We start from the raw sequence: 15,312 nt of genomic DNA on the forward strand, positions 1-15,312 counted from the left end.
TGTTCGGGCCAGGTTCTCTGACTGAAGCGCCTATCAGTTGAGGTGGATAGCCGGACGCGCGCAGTTCAGGTTGGTGGCCTCGGTCCCGCGGGTCGCCGACGGCTGGACTCGGCACCCTGCCTGCATGAGAGCCCTGCCGTCCGACAGGAACCGGCAGGGCTCTCGCGATCGTATGAGCGTCAGACGTCCCGCCTCGACGCGGCCGACTGGACGAAGCCCGCCCACGCTTCCCGCGACACCGTGACGACGGGCCCGGTGGCGGCCTTGGAGTCCCGGACGTGAACAACTGCGGTAGCAGCCGCGACCTCTACACAACCGCCGCCCTCGGCTCCGCTGTAGCTGCACGGCCTCTGCTACACCTCAGGCCGTCCGCCAGGCCGACCCCGAGCGACCAGAACAAGGACACGAGACATGCTGCTGGCCGAGCAGACACTCGCCGGGCTGAGGCTGCGCGGACAGCACGTGCGGGCCGCCGTCACCGTGTCCTGGAGCGTGGCCACGCGGTGGTAGCTGGCGGCGCAGCAGATTCGCCTGTTCTGAACTGAATCGTTGCCAGACGTGATCGATGCGTCACGGAACCTGCATCTGGCCTGGGTGTAAGACATGCCGAGACCCGGTGACGCGTCCGCCGCCACCACGGCCACGGCCACGGTCACTGGCAAGGACGGCGTGTCGGCGTGCACGGGCGACACCGGTGGCCCCCTGGTGCATGAAGACCAGCCGCCCGAGCCGGCCGAGCACGGAGGGCAGCCCGAGCAAGGAGGGGCCGGCCAGGAACTCGGCGACGATCTCGCCCACCACCGGCGGACCCGGCGCCCTGCCCGCCCCTCAGGTGACGATCACCCATCAGACGACTCGGACGTGTCTCAGTGGCGCGGCTTACGACTCAACGCCAGCCCCGCGAACAGGAAGACGACGCCCACGGCGCCGGCGACGATCGCCGCCGTCGTCGCCGCCGGTTTCTGGCTGGCGTTGAGTACGGCGGTGACGACGCCCATGACGCCGCTGATGTAGCAGAAGATGGTGATGAAGATCTTGAGGCTGGGGTTCATCACAGCCTCCTTCCGGAGGTGTTGGAGGAGCGGGAGGTTCAGAGAGGAGTCGGGGCGGTCGCCGTGGCCGTGAGGCCGAGCAGCATTACCCAGGCGTCGGGATCGGTGCGGAAGCGGTTCCAGCGGTCGGCGGCGAGCGCGAACTCGGCGAGGCTTACGGCTCCGGACGCGACGAGCGGCTGCAGGCGGCAGGGGCCCAGGTGCGGGGCGAAGTCCTCGGTGGGCCGGTAGTCGTTCGTGGTGGCGAAGGGCCGCAGGTCGACCCCGTCGAACCCGGCCCGGCGCAGCAGCCGGGTGGTCCGGCGGCCGATCGTGCGGTCGCCGCCCGCCGACTGCTGGGCCGCCGCCGACTTCGCGTGGACGGTGGCCAGTTCGGGGTACGAGGGGGTGGCGAGACCCCAGCACGCGTCGTCGATCTCGGTGACCGCGATCAGCCCGCCGGGCCGCAGTACGCGTAACGCCTCGGCGAGGGCGGGTCGCGGGTCGGACAGGTGCTGGAGTACGTAGCGCAGCAGTACGCACCCGACGCTGTCGGTTTCCAGCGGGAGATCGGCCGCGTCGGCGACCAGGGTTTGGGCGCCGCTGCCTTCGGCGTGCGCGAGCAGGTCCGGGTCGATGTCGACGGCGATCAGGGGCAGGCCGGGCAGGGCCGTACGCAGCCGTCGGGTCACCGCACCGGAACCGGCCCCCACCTCCACCAGCGGGCCGGAGGCCTCGGTGAGTCCCGCCTCGCGCAGGATGCGCAGTTCCTGGTCGAAGGAGAGCGCCGCCTGGGCCTCCAGACGGGCGAGTTCACCGGCCAGCCCGCCGGAGGTGGTCGCGGCCGGGTCGTAGGAACCCGCGGGGCGGGGTGGTGCGGTCATCGGGTCGGAGGAACCCGCGGGGCGGGGTGGTGCGGTCATCGGGTCGGAGGCACCCGCGGGGCGGGGTGTTGCGGTCATCGGGTCGGAGGAACCCGCGGGGCGCGGTGGGGCGGTCATCGGGTCGGAGGAACCCGCGGGGCGCGGTGGGGCGGTCATCGGGTCGGAGGAACCCGCGGGGCGCGGTGGGGCGGTCATCGGGTCGGAGGAACCCGCGGGGCGCGGTGGGGCGGTCATCGGGTCGGAGGAACCCGCGGGGCGGGGTGGTGCGGTCATCGGGTCGGAGGAACCCGCGGGGCGGGGTGGTGCGGTCATCGGGTCGGAGGAACCCGCCGGGCTCGGTGGTGCGGTCATCGGGTCGTTGGAACCGGCGGGGCGCGGTGGCGCGGTCATCGGGTCCTCGCCGTCATCCGCATACCGTGCCGGGGGCGCAGCGTGACCAGTGCCTCGGGCTCCACCACGAACCCCGGCTCCAGTTCGAGACGGACCGAGCGGACCAGCATCGCGAGCACCAACACCGCCTCGACCAGGGCGAGATGGCGCCCGATGCAGGCGCGCTCGCCGCCGCCGAACGGCAGGTACAGGTGGCTGGGCAGCGCCGCCCCGTCGAACCGGTCGGGTACGTACGCCTCGGGCCGCTCCCAGTAGTCCGGGTGGCGGTGCAGCACCCACTGGCTGACGCACACGAGCGTGCCCGCCGGTACGTTGTGCCCGGCGATGGTGTCGGGGCCCGTGGCGCGCCGGGAGATCAGCCACACCGGCGGGTACAGCCGCATGGCCTCCTCGACGGCGCGCCGGCAGCGGGGCAGGTCCGTCAGGTCGGCGGCGGTCGGGGTGCGGTCGCCGAGGACCCGGTCGACCTCATCGCGCACCTTGTCCGCCTCCTGCGGATGTTGGTCCAGCAGGTAGAGGGTCCAGGTCAGGGCCTTGGCGGTGGTCTCGTGACCGGCCATGATCAGGGTGAGGACCTGGTCGCGCAGACCGGTGTCGTCGAGGCCGTCGAGCATCGCGTCCATCAGCGAGCCGGTGCCGGCCTCCCCGTGCCCGTCCCCTGCCGGACCGCCGGCCACCGAGCGCCGCGCGGCGATCACCGTACGCGTGACCAACTGGAGGAACATCCGCGCCTGTACGTACCCCTGGCGCCGCAGCGCCGTGTCCTGGGGATCCGGGTCGGGATCGGGTACGTAGTGGCCCATGAAGCGGTTGGCCGCGTCGACCGCGCGGCCGAAGCCCTCCCCGGCCGAGCCGAGGTCGACGCCGAGGACCGCCCGCGTGAGGATGGCGAGCGTCAGCGAGGTGAGGTGGTGCTCGACGGGCAGCGCGGCACCCGAGCCGAGCGTCGGCCGCCAGCGGTTCAGGAGGGCCTGGGTCTCCTCGGTGATGATGCCGTCGAACGAGGTGACGGCGGAGCGCCGGAAGGCGGGCGCGCACAGCTTGCGCTGCCTCGCCCACTCCTCGCCGTCGCTGGTCAGCAGCCCGTTGCCGAGCAGCGGGCGGAGCATGGCGTCGTCGGGGGTGTTCGCCTTGGTGTAGTTGGCGACGTTGTCCTTGAGGACGTGCCGGGCCAGTTCGGGGCGGTGCAGCATGAACACCCGCTCGCCGTCGCCCTCATGGCTGGTGATGTCGCCGTAACGGCGGTTCATCCCGGTGACGAACGCCAGCGGATCGCTGCGCATGCGCCGCATGTCCACGGGCGCGGCGGGGCCCGGTGGGTAGGGCCCTGCCTGGGCGATTGGGGGCACGTGCACCTCCGTGTACGGGGGCCGGTGAGGGCCCGGACGATCGATACGTACGCCGTGTACGTATGCCGGGATCCCGATACGTACGCGGACCGGGTAATTCCGCAATACGTAACTGAATTCCTGCTGGATTCTCCCGCGAGGGGGAGTGGCGGACGCCGGGCGTGAGAACATGCCGGAGGCGTGAAACCGGAGAAGAACAGGCGCAGTTGCGTCACTGTACCCATCCCGCCGGAGGTGCTCAATGCTTATGTTTTCGGGCCGGAATACTCATGCGGTGGGGCTTTCGGATTACGTTTATTTGCGTCTGGGCGGAAGGCCCGGGTCATGCAAATGTTCTCCATGTCGCCGGCACACGACATGTTCCCCACACTTCCGCCTCTCGGGTCGGAATGTGAACAGAGGAGAATCGCATGGCACTTGACCCGCAGCAGAGGGCAGAATTCGTCAACGCTTATACCCAGGTGCTGATCAGCGCCTGGTCCGACGGGGACTTCGCCGCCCGACTGCAGGCCGACCCCCGCGCGGCGCTGACCGAGTCCGGTCTCGAGATTCCCCCGGGCGCCGAGGTGGTCATCGTCACCCAGGCCCCCGAGGGCTCCCAGGAGGGCAACCTGGACGTCCAGGTCGCCCTGTGGGAGACCGGTCTGGAGACCGGGCGCTACGAGTTCCACATCCCCGAGACGCCGGTGGTCGACGCCGCCGAGCTGAGCGAGGGCGACCTGTCGGACGTCGCGGCCGGCTGCAACTACTGCTGCTGCCCGTGCTGCTGCTGCACCTGACAGCCGCGCCCGCACCGATTCCCACTTCGCTGGAGTGATCCATGCCCACTGCCCTGACGGAGCATCCCGTTTCCGTTCGCGGTCTGACCAAGTGCTACGGCGGCACCTGCGTGGTGAACGACGTCAGCCTCGACATCCATCGAGGCGAGGTCTTCGCACTGCTGGGCCCCAACGGCGCCGGGAAGACCACGACCGTGGAGATGCTGACGGGCGTGCGGCGCAGAACCGGCGGAGAGATTCGGGTCCTCGGCCGCGACCCGGCCGAGGACCCGCGGGAATGGCGGGCGAAGCTCGGCGTGGTGCCCCAGGGCACCGGCGCCTACGCCGATCTGACGGTACGAGAGGTCGTGTCCCACTTCGCGGCGATGTACCCGGCGCCACTGCCGGTGGGGCAGGTCCTGGAGATGGTGGGCCTCGGCGCCCACCACCGCGCGCAGGCGCTGTCGCTCTCCGGGGGGCAGCAGCGCCGGCTCGACGTGGCCGTCGGCGTCATCGGCGACCCCGAACTGATCTTCCTCGACGAGCCCACCACCGGCCTGGACCCGGTGGCGCGCCGGGAGGCATGGGAGCTGGTGCGTTACTTCGCCGAGCGTGGCCGTACCACCGTCCTGACCACGCACTACCTCGACGAGGCCGAGGAACTGGCCCAGCGCGCCGGAGTGATCGTCGGCGGCGTACTGGTCGAGTGCGGTCCGCTGGCCGAGCTCGGCGGACGAGCCACCACCCCGGCGAGCGTGTCCTTCCGCCGGCCGGCCGCGCTTACCGAGGCCCCGCTGCCCGCCCTCCCGGAGGGCACCGTGACCACCGACGGCACCCTGGTGTCGCTGTGCACGCCCGCCCCCTCCGGCGCGCTCACCGCCCTCCTGGCCTGGGCACACGCGGCCGGAGTGGACGAGCTGCCGGAACTGCGCGTCCACCGGCCCACGCTCGAAGATGTCTATCTGCGACTCCTCGACCAGCACGACCGGCACGACCGGCCGCACGGACCCGCCCGTACCGAGGAGGCCGCCGCATGACGCTCACCCACAGCAACGAAACCGCCGCGCGCACTGGTACGGCGACGGCCGTGGCCCGGCGCGCCCCGGGTCTGTGGCGGGCGAGCGTCGCCCGCTCGTCCGTCGAGCTGAAGGGGTTCTTCCGCAACAAGCAGTCGCTGGTCTTCACCCTGTTCTTCCCGGTGATCCTGCTCGTCGTCTTCGGCTCGATCTTCTCCGGCAAGGTCGACGGCACCGACGTCGACTTCCGGCAGGTGTTCATGGCCGGAGTGATCGCGGCGGGCGTGATGAGCACCGCGTTCTCCGGTCTCGCCATCAATGTCGCCATCGAACGCGACACCGGTACGATCCGCCGACTGGCCATGACGCCGATGCCCAAGTCGGCCTATTTCATCGGCAAGTTGGTACGCGTGGTGGTAACCACCGTGCTGGAGACCGTCCTGCTCATCGGTATCGCGGTGGCCGCCTTCGGGCTGCCGCTGCCCGCCGACGCGCGGGACTGGGCGACGCTGGCCTGGTGTCTGACCCTGGGCACGGCCGCGTGCGCGCTCGCCGGGGTCGCCTACAGCGCCGTCATTCCCAACAGCCGGTCCGCGGCGGCGATCGTCACTCCGGTGTTCATGGTGCTGCAGTTCATCTCCGGGGTGTTCTACCCCTTCGACAAGCTGCCCTCCTGGATGCAGTCCACGGCCGCGCTCTTCCCCTTGAAGTGGATGGCGCAGGGCTTCCGTTCGGTGTTCCTGCCCGACTCGTTCACCGCGGTGGAGCCGGCCGGGGCCTGGGAGCTCGGCCGGATCGCGCTGGTCCTCACCCTGTGGACGGTCGGCGCTCTGGCGGCGACGGTGCTGACCTTCGGGTGGCGCGGCTCACGGGTGAAGTGAACGCGGGTGAGGTAACGCGGTGAAGCGAACGCGGGTGAAGTGAACGCGGGTGAAGCGAACGCGGGTGAAGCGAACGCGTGTGAAGTGAAGGAGACAACGCAGCACATGACCACCACCGTCGGGATGCCCGCCCACCTCGCGCACCCGTTCTCCCCGGCAGGCCGGGCCGATCCCTATCCCGCGTACGACTGGCTGCGCGAGCACGCCCCCGTCTTCCACGACCCGATGGCCCGGATGTGGCTGGTCACCAGCCACGCCGACTGTGCGGCGCTGCTGCGCGACCCGGCGTTCTCCGCCTCCGCCGGCCAGCGGCAGCGGACCCGCGAGGACGATCTGCCCGTTTCCATGCTGACGTCCGACGGCGCCGACCACGCCCGGCTGCGCGCACCCGGCGCCCTGCTCCTGGGCCCCGGCGCGCTCGCCGACGTGGCGGACGGCACGGCCGCCGACGTGGCGGAGATCCTCGACAGGTTCACCGCGCCCGGCGCGCGGGTGGCCGACGCCGTCGAGGAGATCGGCGTGCCGCTGTCGACCGCGGTCCTCGCCCGCCTCTTCGGCCTGGACACCGATCAGCGGGAGACCTTCGCCCGGCTGGCCCGTGCCGCCTCGGTCAACCTCGACCCGCTGGCCCCGCCGCAGATCGCGCGGGTCGGCCGGGCCGCGATGGGGGAACTCACCCGGTTCCTCGACGCCCACATACCGCAGGCCCAGGGCAGCCCGCTCGGCACGCTCGCCGCCGACGGGCGGCTGACCCGCACCGAGGTGCTCGGCGTCCTCGGTCTTGCCGTCGTCGGCGGCTGGCAGCCACTGGCCGAGGCGATCGGCAACGCCCTGTACTGGCTGCTGCCCCGCCCCGACGCCGTCGCCGCCCTGCGCACGGGCGGCGAGGCGGCCGGGCTGCTCGCCATGGACGAGCTGCTTCGCCTGGAGGCGCCGATCCCGTTCACCGCGCGCGTCACCGTCACGGACGCCGAGCTGCCCGGCGGACGCCTGCCCGCCGGCGCACGGGTCCTGGCCGTCGTCGCCGCCGCCAACCGGGACCCGGCCGTCTTCCGGGAGCCGGGCAGCCTCGTCCTGGACCGCAGCCCCAACCCGCACCTCGCGTTCGGCGGAGGCCCGCACTTCTGCCTCGCCGCCCGTCTCGTACGGCAGACCGGCGCCCAGCTGTTGACCCGCCTCGTGCGCCGTTACCCGGCGGCTGCCCTGGCCGGACCCGCCCCGCGCTGGTCCGGCAGTCTCATCCCGCGGCGCCTCAGCTCGCTGAGTGTGGACCTGGGCGCGAGTGCTGGGGAGGTCGTTGGTGCCTGACGTCCTTGTCATCGGTGCGGGGGTCTCCGGCCTGGCCTGCGCGGCCCGGCTTGCCGAGGCGGGCCTGGTTCCCGTCGTCCTGGAGGCCCGCGACCGCGTCGGCGGCCGGGTCCACACGTACCGCCCCGCTGACGGTGGCCCTTCGCTGGAACTCGGGGCCCAGATCATCCACGGCGTGTCCAACCCGGCCCACGCTCTCCTCGGCCCGCTGCCCCCGGCCCCGCGCCCCGGGACCGCCCGCGTGATCAGCGGCCGGATCGGCCGCCCCATGGGCCTGCTCGCCCGCGGTGCGAACCCGCCCTGGACGCTGGAGGCGCGGCTCGCCGCCGAGCAGACGTACGACGGCCCGGTCGAGTCCTGGCTCGCAGCCGCCGGTGCCGACGGGACCGAGAGGGCGGTCGCGCGCGAGTGGCTGCGCCAGACCTGGGCCGCCGACCCGGCCCGTCTCGGTACCCGTGCCGTGGCCGCGGCGATGCGCACGGATCCGGCGGGCCGGGGCGAGTTCACAGTGCCGAACGGTCTCGACGCACTGCCGCACCGGATGGCCGACGGTCTCGACGTCCGTACCGGACACGCGGTCACCCGCCTCACCCTGGAACCCGGCCGCGTACGGGCCCACACCGGGCACGGCGTGCTCAGCGCCCGCCACGCGGTGGTGACCGTACCGCCCGCCGTTCTCGCCGCCGGACGGCTGGAGATCGACGGGCTCACCCCGCAGAAGCGGGCCGCGGCCACCGCCCTCGTCCCCGGCGATGCCTGCTGCGCCGTCGTCACCCTCGACACCCCCGCGCCCGAGACCGCGTCCGTCTTCGACGCGGACGGCGTCGGCGGGTTCCTCGGCTGCCGGCACGGCCGCCCCGAGACACTGATCGTCGCCAAGGACACGGCGGCCGCCACCGTACGGGCCGCCCTGAAGGCCCCTGACGCCCTGCGGGCCCTGATCACCGTGGCCCTGCCCTGGGCCGCGCACGCCGGGGTCCTGGCCGTCGAGACCGCGGACTGGGGGGCCGACCCGTGGAGCGGCGGGGCCTTCTGCGCCCCGCGCACCGGGACCGGTGACGCGGCCGCCCAGTGGGCCGCGCCCCTCGGCGGAGCCCTGTTCTTCGCGGGTGAGGCCACCATGACGGGCCGCGCCCTGCCCTGGATCGGCGGGGCCCTCGACAGCGGACACCGGGCGGCCGGCGAAGTGCTGGCGGCCCGGTCCGCAGCACCCGCGACCGCGACCCGAGAGGTGAGGACGGCATGAGCGTGCACTCCGGCTGGCATCTGGCGGCCTTCACCTCCGAACTGACCGGTGACGTCAGCCCGTTGGACCTCGGCTCCCGCCGCCTCGTCGCCGTCCGCGACGGCGAGGAACTGCGGGTGTACGACGCCGACTGCCCGCACCGCGGCGCTCACCTGGGCCACGGCGGCCGCTTCGAGGACGGCTGCCTGGTCTGTCCCTTCCACGGGCGCCGCATCCGGCTCGGTGAACCCGAGCGAGACGGCGGACCGCGCCGCTGGGTCCGCGAGCACCAGGTGATCGTGTGGGGCGAGGCCGTCTTCGTGCGGCTCGCGGACGGCCCCTGCGACGACCGCGGCTTCACCCGCGCCGCCAAGGAACTCGCCGGCACGCACCGCCTCGTGCCCGCGGTCACCAGCCGGGTCGCCGTCGATCCGCGTCTCGTCGTCGAGAACGCCTTCGACACCGACCACTTCACCGCGCTGCACAAGGTGTACCGGGTGCGCGGCATGCACCACCGGGCGGGTTCGGAGGGCGAGTTGGTGATGGACGGCGAGTTCCCGATGCCCGCCTCGCCCTGGCGGGGGACCCGCGGGACGGCGCCGCAGCCCGCGTACGTACCCCGCTTCCTCGCACGCGCGTACAGCCCCGGCGTGGTGGTGACCGAGTTCGGGCCGCCCGGCCAGATCCACGTCATCGTCACCGCAGCCGTACCGGACGGCGAGGGCGGCTGCACCGTGCGCGTCGCCGTCGGCGCCGGCCGGGGCCACGAGGGCGACCTGCCCATGCTGGTACGGGGCAGCGAGCGCGCCCTCGCCGAGGACATCGCCGTCTGGGAGCACCTCAACCCGCACGCGCCGCAACGCCTGGACGCCGCCGACGAAGCGGTCGCCGCCTACCGCTCCTTCTGCACCGAATTCACCGACCTGTCCACGGGGGACACAGATGCCAGAGACACAGCTGACAGAGACCCAGAAACCTGACCTCACAGGGGAGTTCGCGCTCCGCGACGGGCTGCGAACCCTCTCCCACGGCTCCGGCCCCACCGTGCTGTGGATCCACGGCTACACCATGGACTCCACCCTCTGGCAGCCCCTGTGGGACCTGCTGCCCGGCTGGCGCCACCTCGGCGTCGACCTCCCCGGACACGGCGGTTCCCAGCCGCTCGCACCCGGTACGACCCTGCCCGCGCTCGCCGACCGCATCGCCGCCCTCGCCCGAGCCGAACGGGCCGAGCACTGGGCGGCCCTGTCGTTCGGATCGACCATCGCCCTCCAGATGGCCATGGACCACCCGGACGCGGTACGCAGCCTCGTCCTCGCCGCCCCCACCCCGGCCGGCGGGCCGCCCGACCCGGCCGCCCGCCACCGCTACCTGGAACTTCTTATGCTCTGTCGGGCCGGCGCCACGGCGGAACAACTCGCCGGCCTGTGGATGCAGTCACCGCCCGACATCTTCCGGGGCACCGAGGGCCACCCGGAACTGCGCGCCCGGCTGCGTACCGTGGTCGCCCGCCACACCTGGGCGGAACTCGGCAACGGCGCGATGGCCGTACTCAGTGCCGCACAGCACACCCCGGACGGCCTGGCGCGCATCACGGCGGACACCCTCGTCCTCACCGGGACCGACGACATGCCCGCCTTCCACGCCAACGCCGCCCTGCTCGCCGGCGCCCTGCCGCGCTGCCTGACCCGCGTCGTGCCCGGCGGTGGCCATCTGCCGCTCCTGGAGCTGCCCGGCGCGGTCGCGGGGGACCTGGCCGCGCACCTGTCCGGTCTGCCGCTGCCCAACTCGCGTGCCGACCAGGCACGTTGAGCACTTCGTCGGGCATAGAGTTGGCCACGCAGGACCGTGACGCTCTGGGGGGAATGTGTCGGTGTTCATGCTGGAGTTCTTCGGGGCCGTATTGCGGGTCGTGGGGGCGGTGGACCTCGCCGATCTCGCGTTCTTCTTCGGGCCGCATCTGCTGGGGGAGACCGAACTGCGCGAGAGCGAACTGCGCGAGACCGCGCTGAGCGTGCACTTCGCGGGCTTGGCGGGCGGCAGGGAGGTACGCGTCCACGACCGGGACGGCGTCCTGCTGCACCGCCGGCCCTTCCACGGCTTCGGCGGCATCCCGCCGCTGCTGCCGCCGTTCGCCGTCATGAACGGCCGTTACGCCGTGGCGCAGGCCGCGGTCCTCTCGAAGAACGGGACGGTCCTCGCCCTCCTGGGAGGCATCGGGTCGAACCGCAACGAGGTGGCGCTCGCCCTGGGCGCACGGGGCTGGTCCATCGTCTCCGGCCAGTACCTCGTGGTGGACCGGCACACCGGCCACACCGTGCCCCTGCAGATGCCGTTCGACCTGCGCGGCACCGCACTGGAAGCGGCCGGCACCACGAGCCTCGTCGCGGCGCACGACACGGACTGCCGGCCTGGCACCTCCGCGCTGGCCGGCCCCTCACTGCTCGTACGGCCCGAACGCCTCGCCGCGACAGTGGATCCGCGCGACCGCCTCGGCGCGCCCCACATCGTCCGGATCTGCCACTCCGACGGCCACGAGAGCACCCTGGAAACAGCGGAGTTCACCCCGTCGGTGTGGCCGTCGGAAGCGGCATCCGCCCTCGCGGACGGCCTGCGACTGTGGCTGGCGATGCCCGACACGGGCGGCGCCCAGGAGGCCGCCGACCTGATCGACAAACGACTGGCCCGGCCCCGGACGCCCACCCACCAGGTGACCGCACACGAGACGACCACGGACCCGGACCAAGGAGCGGCGCCATGCCCCGGCACACCGGTTACACCCCTGGAACGCCCTGCTGGATCGACCACGTCGGCGTCGACCCGACCGGCGCCAAGGAGTTCTACGGCGCTGTCCTCGGCTGGGAGTTCCACCGTGAGGACACCCGCGGCTACCACCTGATCCGCAGCGGCGGCGAGATCGTCGGCGGTCTCGGCCCGAGCCCTGCCGGGCCCCGCTTCGGGTCCTCCTGGACGGTCTACCTCGCCGCCCCGGACCTCGACGCCACGCTGGCACAGGCCCGCGACGCCGGAGCCCGCACCCTGCTGCCCGCCGTCCCCGCGGGCGGCAACGGCCGCCTGGCCCTGGCCGCCGACCCGCTGGGCGCGCCCTTCGGCCTGTGGGAGGGCGCCCGCCCGGAAGGGGTGGTCCTCGTCGACGAACCAGGCGCACTGTGCGGCTGTGTGCTGCGCACGCCACGGCCGGCGGAGTCCACGGCGTTCTACCGAGGCCTGTTCGGGACCGGGAACGCGGCCCTGGAGAGCGTCACGGCGGGCGGTCCCGCACGCTGGGTCCCCCGGCTCGGCGCCGCCGATCCCGCCGACGTACAGAGGCGCTTTCTCGCGGCCGGCGCCCGCCTCATGGAGCCCGGCGTGCTCGCCGACCCCTGGGGTGCGGTGTTCGCGCTGACCGGGGCCCGGCATCCGGCCGCCACGTCTGCGTAATTCCCGTACCGATTCCCCCTGCGTATTTCCCGATGCGTATTTCCCCAATGCGTATCGGCTTTCATTCAGTGCACGGGCCCCCCGTGCCAGGCTGAAGCGGTTGGAAAGCACATCGTAAGCGGCCGGAAAATACATCAAAGGGGAATGCGATGGCACCTGACGTCACGGTGATCGGAGGCGGCCCCGCCGGGTCGATCGCCTCGGCTCTGCTCGCCCGCGGCGGAGCCCGGGTACGGCTCCTGGAGCGCGACACCTTCCCCCGCTATCACGTCGGCGAATCGGTGGCCACGTCCTGCCGCTCGATCATCGAACTGGCCGGTGCCCTCGACAAGATCGCCTCCCGTGGCTACACGGTCAAGGAAGGGCTTCTGCTGCGCTGGGGCGGCGAACGCGACTGGGTCGTCGACTGGCCCGAGATCTTCGGCGCCGACGCGCAGACCTCCTGGCAGGTCGACCGTGCCGACTTCGACGACGTGCTGTTGCGCAACGCCGCCGAACAGGGCGTCGAGGTGGTCGAGGGCGCCCGTGCCCGCCGGGTCCGCTTCGAGGACGGCCGCGCGGCCGGCGTCGACTGGACCCACGACGGTCAGGAGCACAGCGCGGACGCCGATTTCGTCATCGATGCCTCCGGCCGCTCCGGCCTGCTCTCCGTACGCCACTTCCAGGACCGCCGCCCCCACGACGTGTTCCGCAACGTCGCCCTCTGGGGCTACTGGCACGGCGGCGACCTGCTGCCGCGCACCCCCAAGGGCGGCATCAACGTCGTCTCCTCGCCCGAGGGCTGGTACTGGGTCATCCCGCTCGCCGGCGACGTCTTCAGCGTCGGATTCGTCACCCACCAGGACAACTTCCTCAAGCGGAGGAAGAACTACCCCGACACCCGGGCGATGCTCCTCGACCTGGTGCAGGAGTCCGACACCGTACGGGGGCTGACCGCGCGCGGTGTGTTCCAGGGTGAGGCCCGTGTCGAGCAGGACTTCAGTTACGCGGCCGACAGCTTCTGCGGACCCGGTTACTTCCTCGCCGGTGACTCCGCGTGCTTCCTCGACCCGCTCCTGTCCACCGGTGTGCACCTGGCGATGTACAGCGGCATGCTCGCCGCCGCGTCCGTCCTCGCCGTCGACGGCGGCGACGTCAGCGACGAGGAGGCCCGCGCCTTCTACGAGTCGCTGTACCGCAACGCGTACGGGCGGATGTTCTCCATGGTCGCCGGGTTCTACGAGCAGTACCGCGGCAAGAGCACCTACTTCTGGCTCGCCCAGCGGCTCGCCCGCGGGCGCTACCCCGAGCTGGTGCGCCGTCACGACGCCACCACACCGTTCCGCTCCGCCGAGGGCAGCGCCGCCTTCGCCGCGATCACCGCGGGCGTCGCCGACCTCGACGACGCGGGACGAGCGGGCGGGGCGGCCCCGATCAGCGGCCAGGTCATGGCGGCGGCGGTCGCCCAGCGGTCCATGGAGGGCGACCCGTACGACGAGGTGACCGGTCTGTCCCTGGTCACCAGCCCCCGGCTGGGCATCGAACGGACACAACAGCCCGTCCAGGCCTAGGCGTCCAGGGCGGGCCCGTCCAGGCCTAGGCGTCCAGGGCGGGCCCGTCCAGACTCAGGCCGGCCCGTCCATGCCGGTCCGGGCTCAGGCGCAGGTCCGGGCCCAGACTCAGACCAGGCCCCGGTCCGGGTCCCGGCCCGACCCAGGTCCCGGCCCCGGCCCAGGTCGCGGCCCAGGTCCAGGTCCGGGGCCAGCTGGAGTCGGCCGTCAAGAACGCGTCCGCGGGCACCGTCATCCCAGTCCGCGCCGGCACGTACTACCCGACGGCCACTCTCAAGTCCACGGCCGACGGCACGAGTTCGGCGAGGATCACGCTGCAAGCCCAGGCCCAGGCCCAGGCCCAGGCCCAGGCCCTCGGGCCCAGGTCCAGATCCAGGCCCAGGTTCGGGCCCAGCCCCAGACCCAAGCCCAGACCCGGCTCTAACCCGTCCAGGTCTCGTCCGCCCCCAGCGCGGCGACCAGTTCGTGCCTGCTGCGGATGCCCAGCTTGCGGTAGATGCGGCCCAGGTGGGTATCGATCGTGCGCTTGCTGAGGAACAGCTTCTCCGCCACCTCCAGGCTGCTGTGGCCGCGTACCACCAGGTCGACCACGCGGGACTCGGCCGGTGTCAGGAGCTCCTTGCCAGGAGGTGCGGCCGCCCGGTCCGCGGGGCCGGGGCGGCCCGTCTCCAGCGGCGCGCCGCTCATGATCGTCACAGCGGCGGTGCGCTCGCCGAGCGCGAGATACGCCTGCGCGGCTTGCGCGCGCCACGGCAGGCAGGCCGGGTTGATGATGCCGCGCAGCGCCAGCCGGTGTCCGCAGTCCAGGAACAGGCCGACCGCCGCCGTGTGGTCGCCGCGCGCCGCCGCGACCAGGCCGTGGGCCTGCAGTGACAGCGCCTTGACGAGCGGGTGCGCGTCGGCCGGGACCGGCGCCGCGGCCAGCAGCGCGGTGGCCTGGTCCGGGCGGCCGAGACCGGCCAGGGCGCGGGCGCCCGCCGCCCGTCCCGCGCAGGCCACGGCGGCGGAGCCGAGCCGGTCCGCCTCCCGCACGGCGTCGTACGCGTCGGCCAGCGCCTGGGTGAACTCGCCGCGCCGGTAGGCGATCTCGGCCCGGACCAGCAGCCCGACGGGCAGNCGGGCGCCCGCCGCCCGTCCCGCGCAGGCCACGGCGGCGGAGCCGAGCCGGTCCGCCTCCCGCACGGCGTCGTACGCGTCGGCCAGCGCCTGGGTGAACTCGCCGCGCCGGTAGGCGATCTCGGCCCGGACCAGCAGCCCGACGGGCAGCGACGAAGGATCCCCGCCCGCCCGCGCGGTGTCGACGAGCAGCCCCGCCCCCGCCGCCGCCCGGTCCAGGTCCCCGCACCAGATCAGCGCGAGCGAGGCACCCACGGCACCGGCCGTCACCCGGGCGCCCGACGGCCCGGCCGCGTGCGCGTGCGGCGCCCCGGCCAGGACCCGTACGGCGAGGCGGCGGGCGGCCGCGATCCGGCCCGTGGC

14 protein-coding genes and 2 pseudogenes are annotated in these 15,312 nt (G+C 73.0%); 11 read left to right on the forward strand and 5 right to left on the reverse strand.

Going from position 1 to position 15,312, the window contains the following annotated elements; all coding sequences use genetic code 11:
• Positions 1-179: 179 nt before the first annotated feature.
• The 4 genes and pseudogenes from ACWBNA_RS27585 to ACWBNA_RS27600 all read right to left on the reverse strand — a co-directional run.
• Positions 180-341 (reverse strand): annotated as a pseudogene (locus ACWBNA_RS27585) (DUF397 domain-containing protein); the annotation flags it as partial.
• A 525-nt stretch (positions 342-866) separates the two neighbouring features.
• On the reverse strand, positions 867-1,052 hold the full coding sequence (locus ACWBNA_RS27590) for a hypothetical protein (RefSeq protein WP_466779672.1): 186 nt from the start codon (positions 1,050-1,052) through the stop codon (positions 867-869).
• 38 nt (positions 1,053-1,090) lie between these two features.
• Positions 1,091-2,305 carry a class I SAM-dependent methyltransferase gene (locus ACWBNA_RS27595; protein WP_482707215.1) on the reverse strand — a complete coding sequence of 405 codons (1,215 nt, stop codon included), beginning with the start codon at positions 2,303-2,305 and terminating at the stop codon, positions 1,091-1,093.
• Positions 2,302-3,654 (reverse strand): cytochrome P450, encoded by a 1,353-nt coding sequence (locus ACWBNA_RS27600; protein WP_482707216.1) that lies wholly within the window; start codon positions 3,652-3,654, stop codon positions 2,302-2,304. Before ACWBNA_RS27600 ends, ACWBNA_RS27595 begins: the two co-directional genes overlap by 4 nt.
• Before the next feature lie 410 nt (positions 3,655-4,064).
• Between ACWBNA_RS27600 and ACWBNA_RS27605 the strand changes: the two genes are divergently transcribed.
• The 11 genes and pseudogenes from ACWBNA_RS27605 to ACWBNA_RS27655 all read left to right on the forward strand — a co-directional run.
• Positions 4,065-4,433 (forward strand): hypothetical protein, encoded by a 369-nt coding sequence (locus tag ACWBNA_RS27605; RefSeq protein WP_482707217.1) that lies wholly within the window; start codon positions 4,065-4,067, stop codon positions 4,431-4,433.
• Positions 4,434-4,474: 41 nt separating this feature from the next.
• Complete coding sequence (locus ACWBNA_RS27610) at positions 4,475-5,449, forward strand: ABC transporter ATP-binding protein (RefSeq protein ID WP_482707218.1); 975 nt, start codon at positions 4,475-4,477, stop codon at positions 5,447-5,449.
• Complete coding sequence (locus tag ACWBNA_RS27615) at positions 5,446-6,309, forward strand: ABC transporter permease (RefSeq protein WP_482707219.1); 864 nt, start codon at positions 5,446-5,448, stop codon at positions 6,307-6,309. The genes ACWBNA_RS27610 and ACWBNA_RS27615 overlap by 4 nt, the downstream gene beginning before the upstream one ends.
• 105 nt (positions 6,310-6,414) lie before the next feature.
• A complete protein-coding gene (locus ACWBNA_RS27620) occupies positions 6,415-7,617 on the forward strand; it encodes a cytochrome P450 (protein ID WP_482707220.1) in 1,203 nt (400 codons plus the stop codon).
• Positions 7,610-8,863 carry a flavin monoamine oxidase family protein gene (locus tag ACWBNA_RS27625; RefSeq protein ID WP_482707221.1) on the forward strand — a complete coding sequence of 418 codons (1,254 nt, stop codon included), beginning with the start codon at positions 7,610-7,612 and terminating at the stop codon, positions 8,861-8,863. Before ACWBNA_RS27620 ends, ACWBNA_RS27625 begins: the two co-directional genes overlap by 8 nt.
• Positions 8,860-9,822: a Rieske 2Fe-2S domain-containing protein gene (locus tag ACWBNA_RS27630; protein WP_482707222.1), complete on the forward strand. Its 963-nt coding sequence runs from the start codon at positions 8,860-8,862 to the stop codon at positions 9,820-9,822. Before ACWBNA_RS27625 ends, ACWBNA_RS27630 begins: the two co-directional genes overlap by 4 nt.
• Positions 9,785-10,654, forward strand: a complete 870-nt coding sequence (locus ACWBNA_RS27635) for an alpha/beta fold hydrolase (protein WP_482707223.1) — start codon at positions 9,785-9,787, stop codon at positions 10,652-10,654. Before ACWBNA_RS27630 ends, ACWBNA_RS27635 begins: the two co-directional genes overlap by 38 nt.
• 67 nt (positions 10,655-10,721) lie before the next feature.
• The gene (locus tag ACWBNA_RS27640) at positions 10,722-11,741 is read left to right on the forward strand and encodes a hypothetical protein (RefSeq protein WP_482707224.1); all 1,020 of its coding nucleotides are present in this window, start codon (positions 10,722-10,724) and stop codon (positions 11,739-11,741) included.
• On the forward strand, positions 11,642-12,283 hold the full coding sequence (locus ACWBNA_RS27645; protein ID WP_482707233.1) for a VOC family protein: 642 nt from the start codon (positions 11,642-11,644) through the stop codon (positions 12,281-12,283). The genes ACWBNA_RS27640 and ACWBNA_RS27645 overlap by 100 nt, the downstream gene beginning before the upstream one ends.
• A 149-nt stretch (positions 12,284-12,432) precedes the next feature.
• Positions 12,433-13,833 carry an NAD(P)/FAD-dependent oxidoreductase gene (locus ACWBNA_RS27650; RefSeq protein WP_482707225.1) on the forward strand — a complete coding sequence of 467 codons (1,401 nt, stop codon included), beginning with the start codon at positions 12,433-12,435 and terminating at the stop codon, positions 13,831-13,833.
• Between the two features lie 185 nt (positions 13,834-14,018).
• A pseudogene (locus tag ACWBNA_RS27655) lies at positions 14,019-14,156 on the forward strand (right-handed parallel beta-helix repeat-containing protein); the annotation flags it as partial.
• Between the two features lie 97 nt (positions 14,157-14,253).
• Here the strand turns inward: ACWBNA_RS27655 and ACWBNA_RS27660 are convergent.
• Entirely contained in the window at positions 14,254-14,520 is a 267-nt protein-coding gene (locus tag ACWBNA_RS27660) for a response regulator transcription factor (protein WP_482707235.1), read from the reverse strand.
• Positions 14,521-15,312 lie beyond the last annotated feature (792 nt).

It is taken from the genome of Streptomyces sp. Q2 (assembly GCF_056820935.1).

Excerpts from the sequence above, each read along its gene's own strand:
- ACWBNA_RS27590 (WP_466779672.1), bottom strand. The coding sequence starts at position 1,052 with ATGAACCCCAGCCTCAAGATCTTCATCACCATCTTCTGCTACATCAGC.
- ACWBNA_RS27595 (WP_482707215.1), bottom strand. The coding sequence starts at position 2,305 with ATGACCGCGCCACCGCGCCCCGCCGGTTCCAACGACCCGATGACCGCA.
- ACWBNA_RS27605 (WP_482707217.1), top strand. The coding sequence starts at position 4,065 with ATGGCACTTGACCCGCAGCAGAGGGCAGAATTCGTCAACGCTTATACC.
- ACWBNA_RS27610 (WP_482707218.1), top strand. The coding sequence starts at position 4,475 with ATGCCCACTGCCCTGACGGAGCATCCCGTTTCCGTTCGCGGTCTGACC.
- ACWBNA_RS27615 (WP_482707219.1), top strand. The coding sequence starts at position 5,446 with ATGACGCTCACCCACAGCAACGAAACCGCCGCGCGCACTGGTACGGCG.
- ACWBNA_RS27620 (WP_482707220.1), top strand. The coding sequence starts at position 6,415 with ATGACCACCACCGTCGGGATGCCCGCCCACCTCGCGCACCCGTTCTCC.
- ACWBNA_RS27630 (WP_482707222.1), top strand. The coding sequence starts at position 8,860 with ATGAGCGTGCACTCCGGCTGGCATCTGGCGGCCTTCACCTCCGAACTG.
- ACWBNA_RS27635 (WP_482707223.1), top strand. The coding sequence starts at position 9,785 with ATGCCAGAGACACAGCTGACAGAGACCCAGAAACCTGACCTCACAGGG.
- ACWBNA_RS27640 (WP_482707224.1), top strand. The coding sequence starts at position 10,722 with ATGCTGGAGTTCTTCGGGGCCGTATTGCGGGTCGTGGGGGCGGTGGAC.
- ACWBNA_RS27650 (WP_482707225.1), top strand. The coding sequence starts at position 12,433 with ATGGCACCTGACGTCACGGTGATCGGAGGCGGCCCCGCCGGGTCGATC.
- ACWBNA_RS27660 (WP_482707235.1), bottom strand. The coding sequence starts at position 14,520 with ATGAGCGGCGCGCCGCTGGAGACGGGCCGCCCCGGCCCCGCGGACCGG.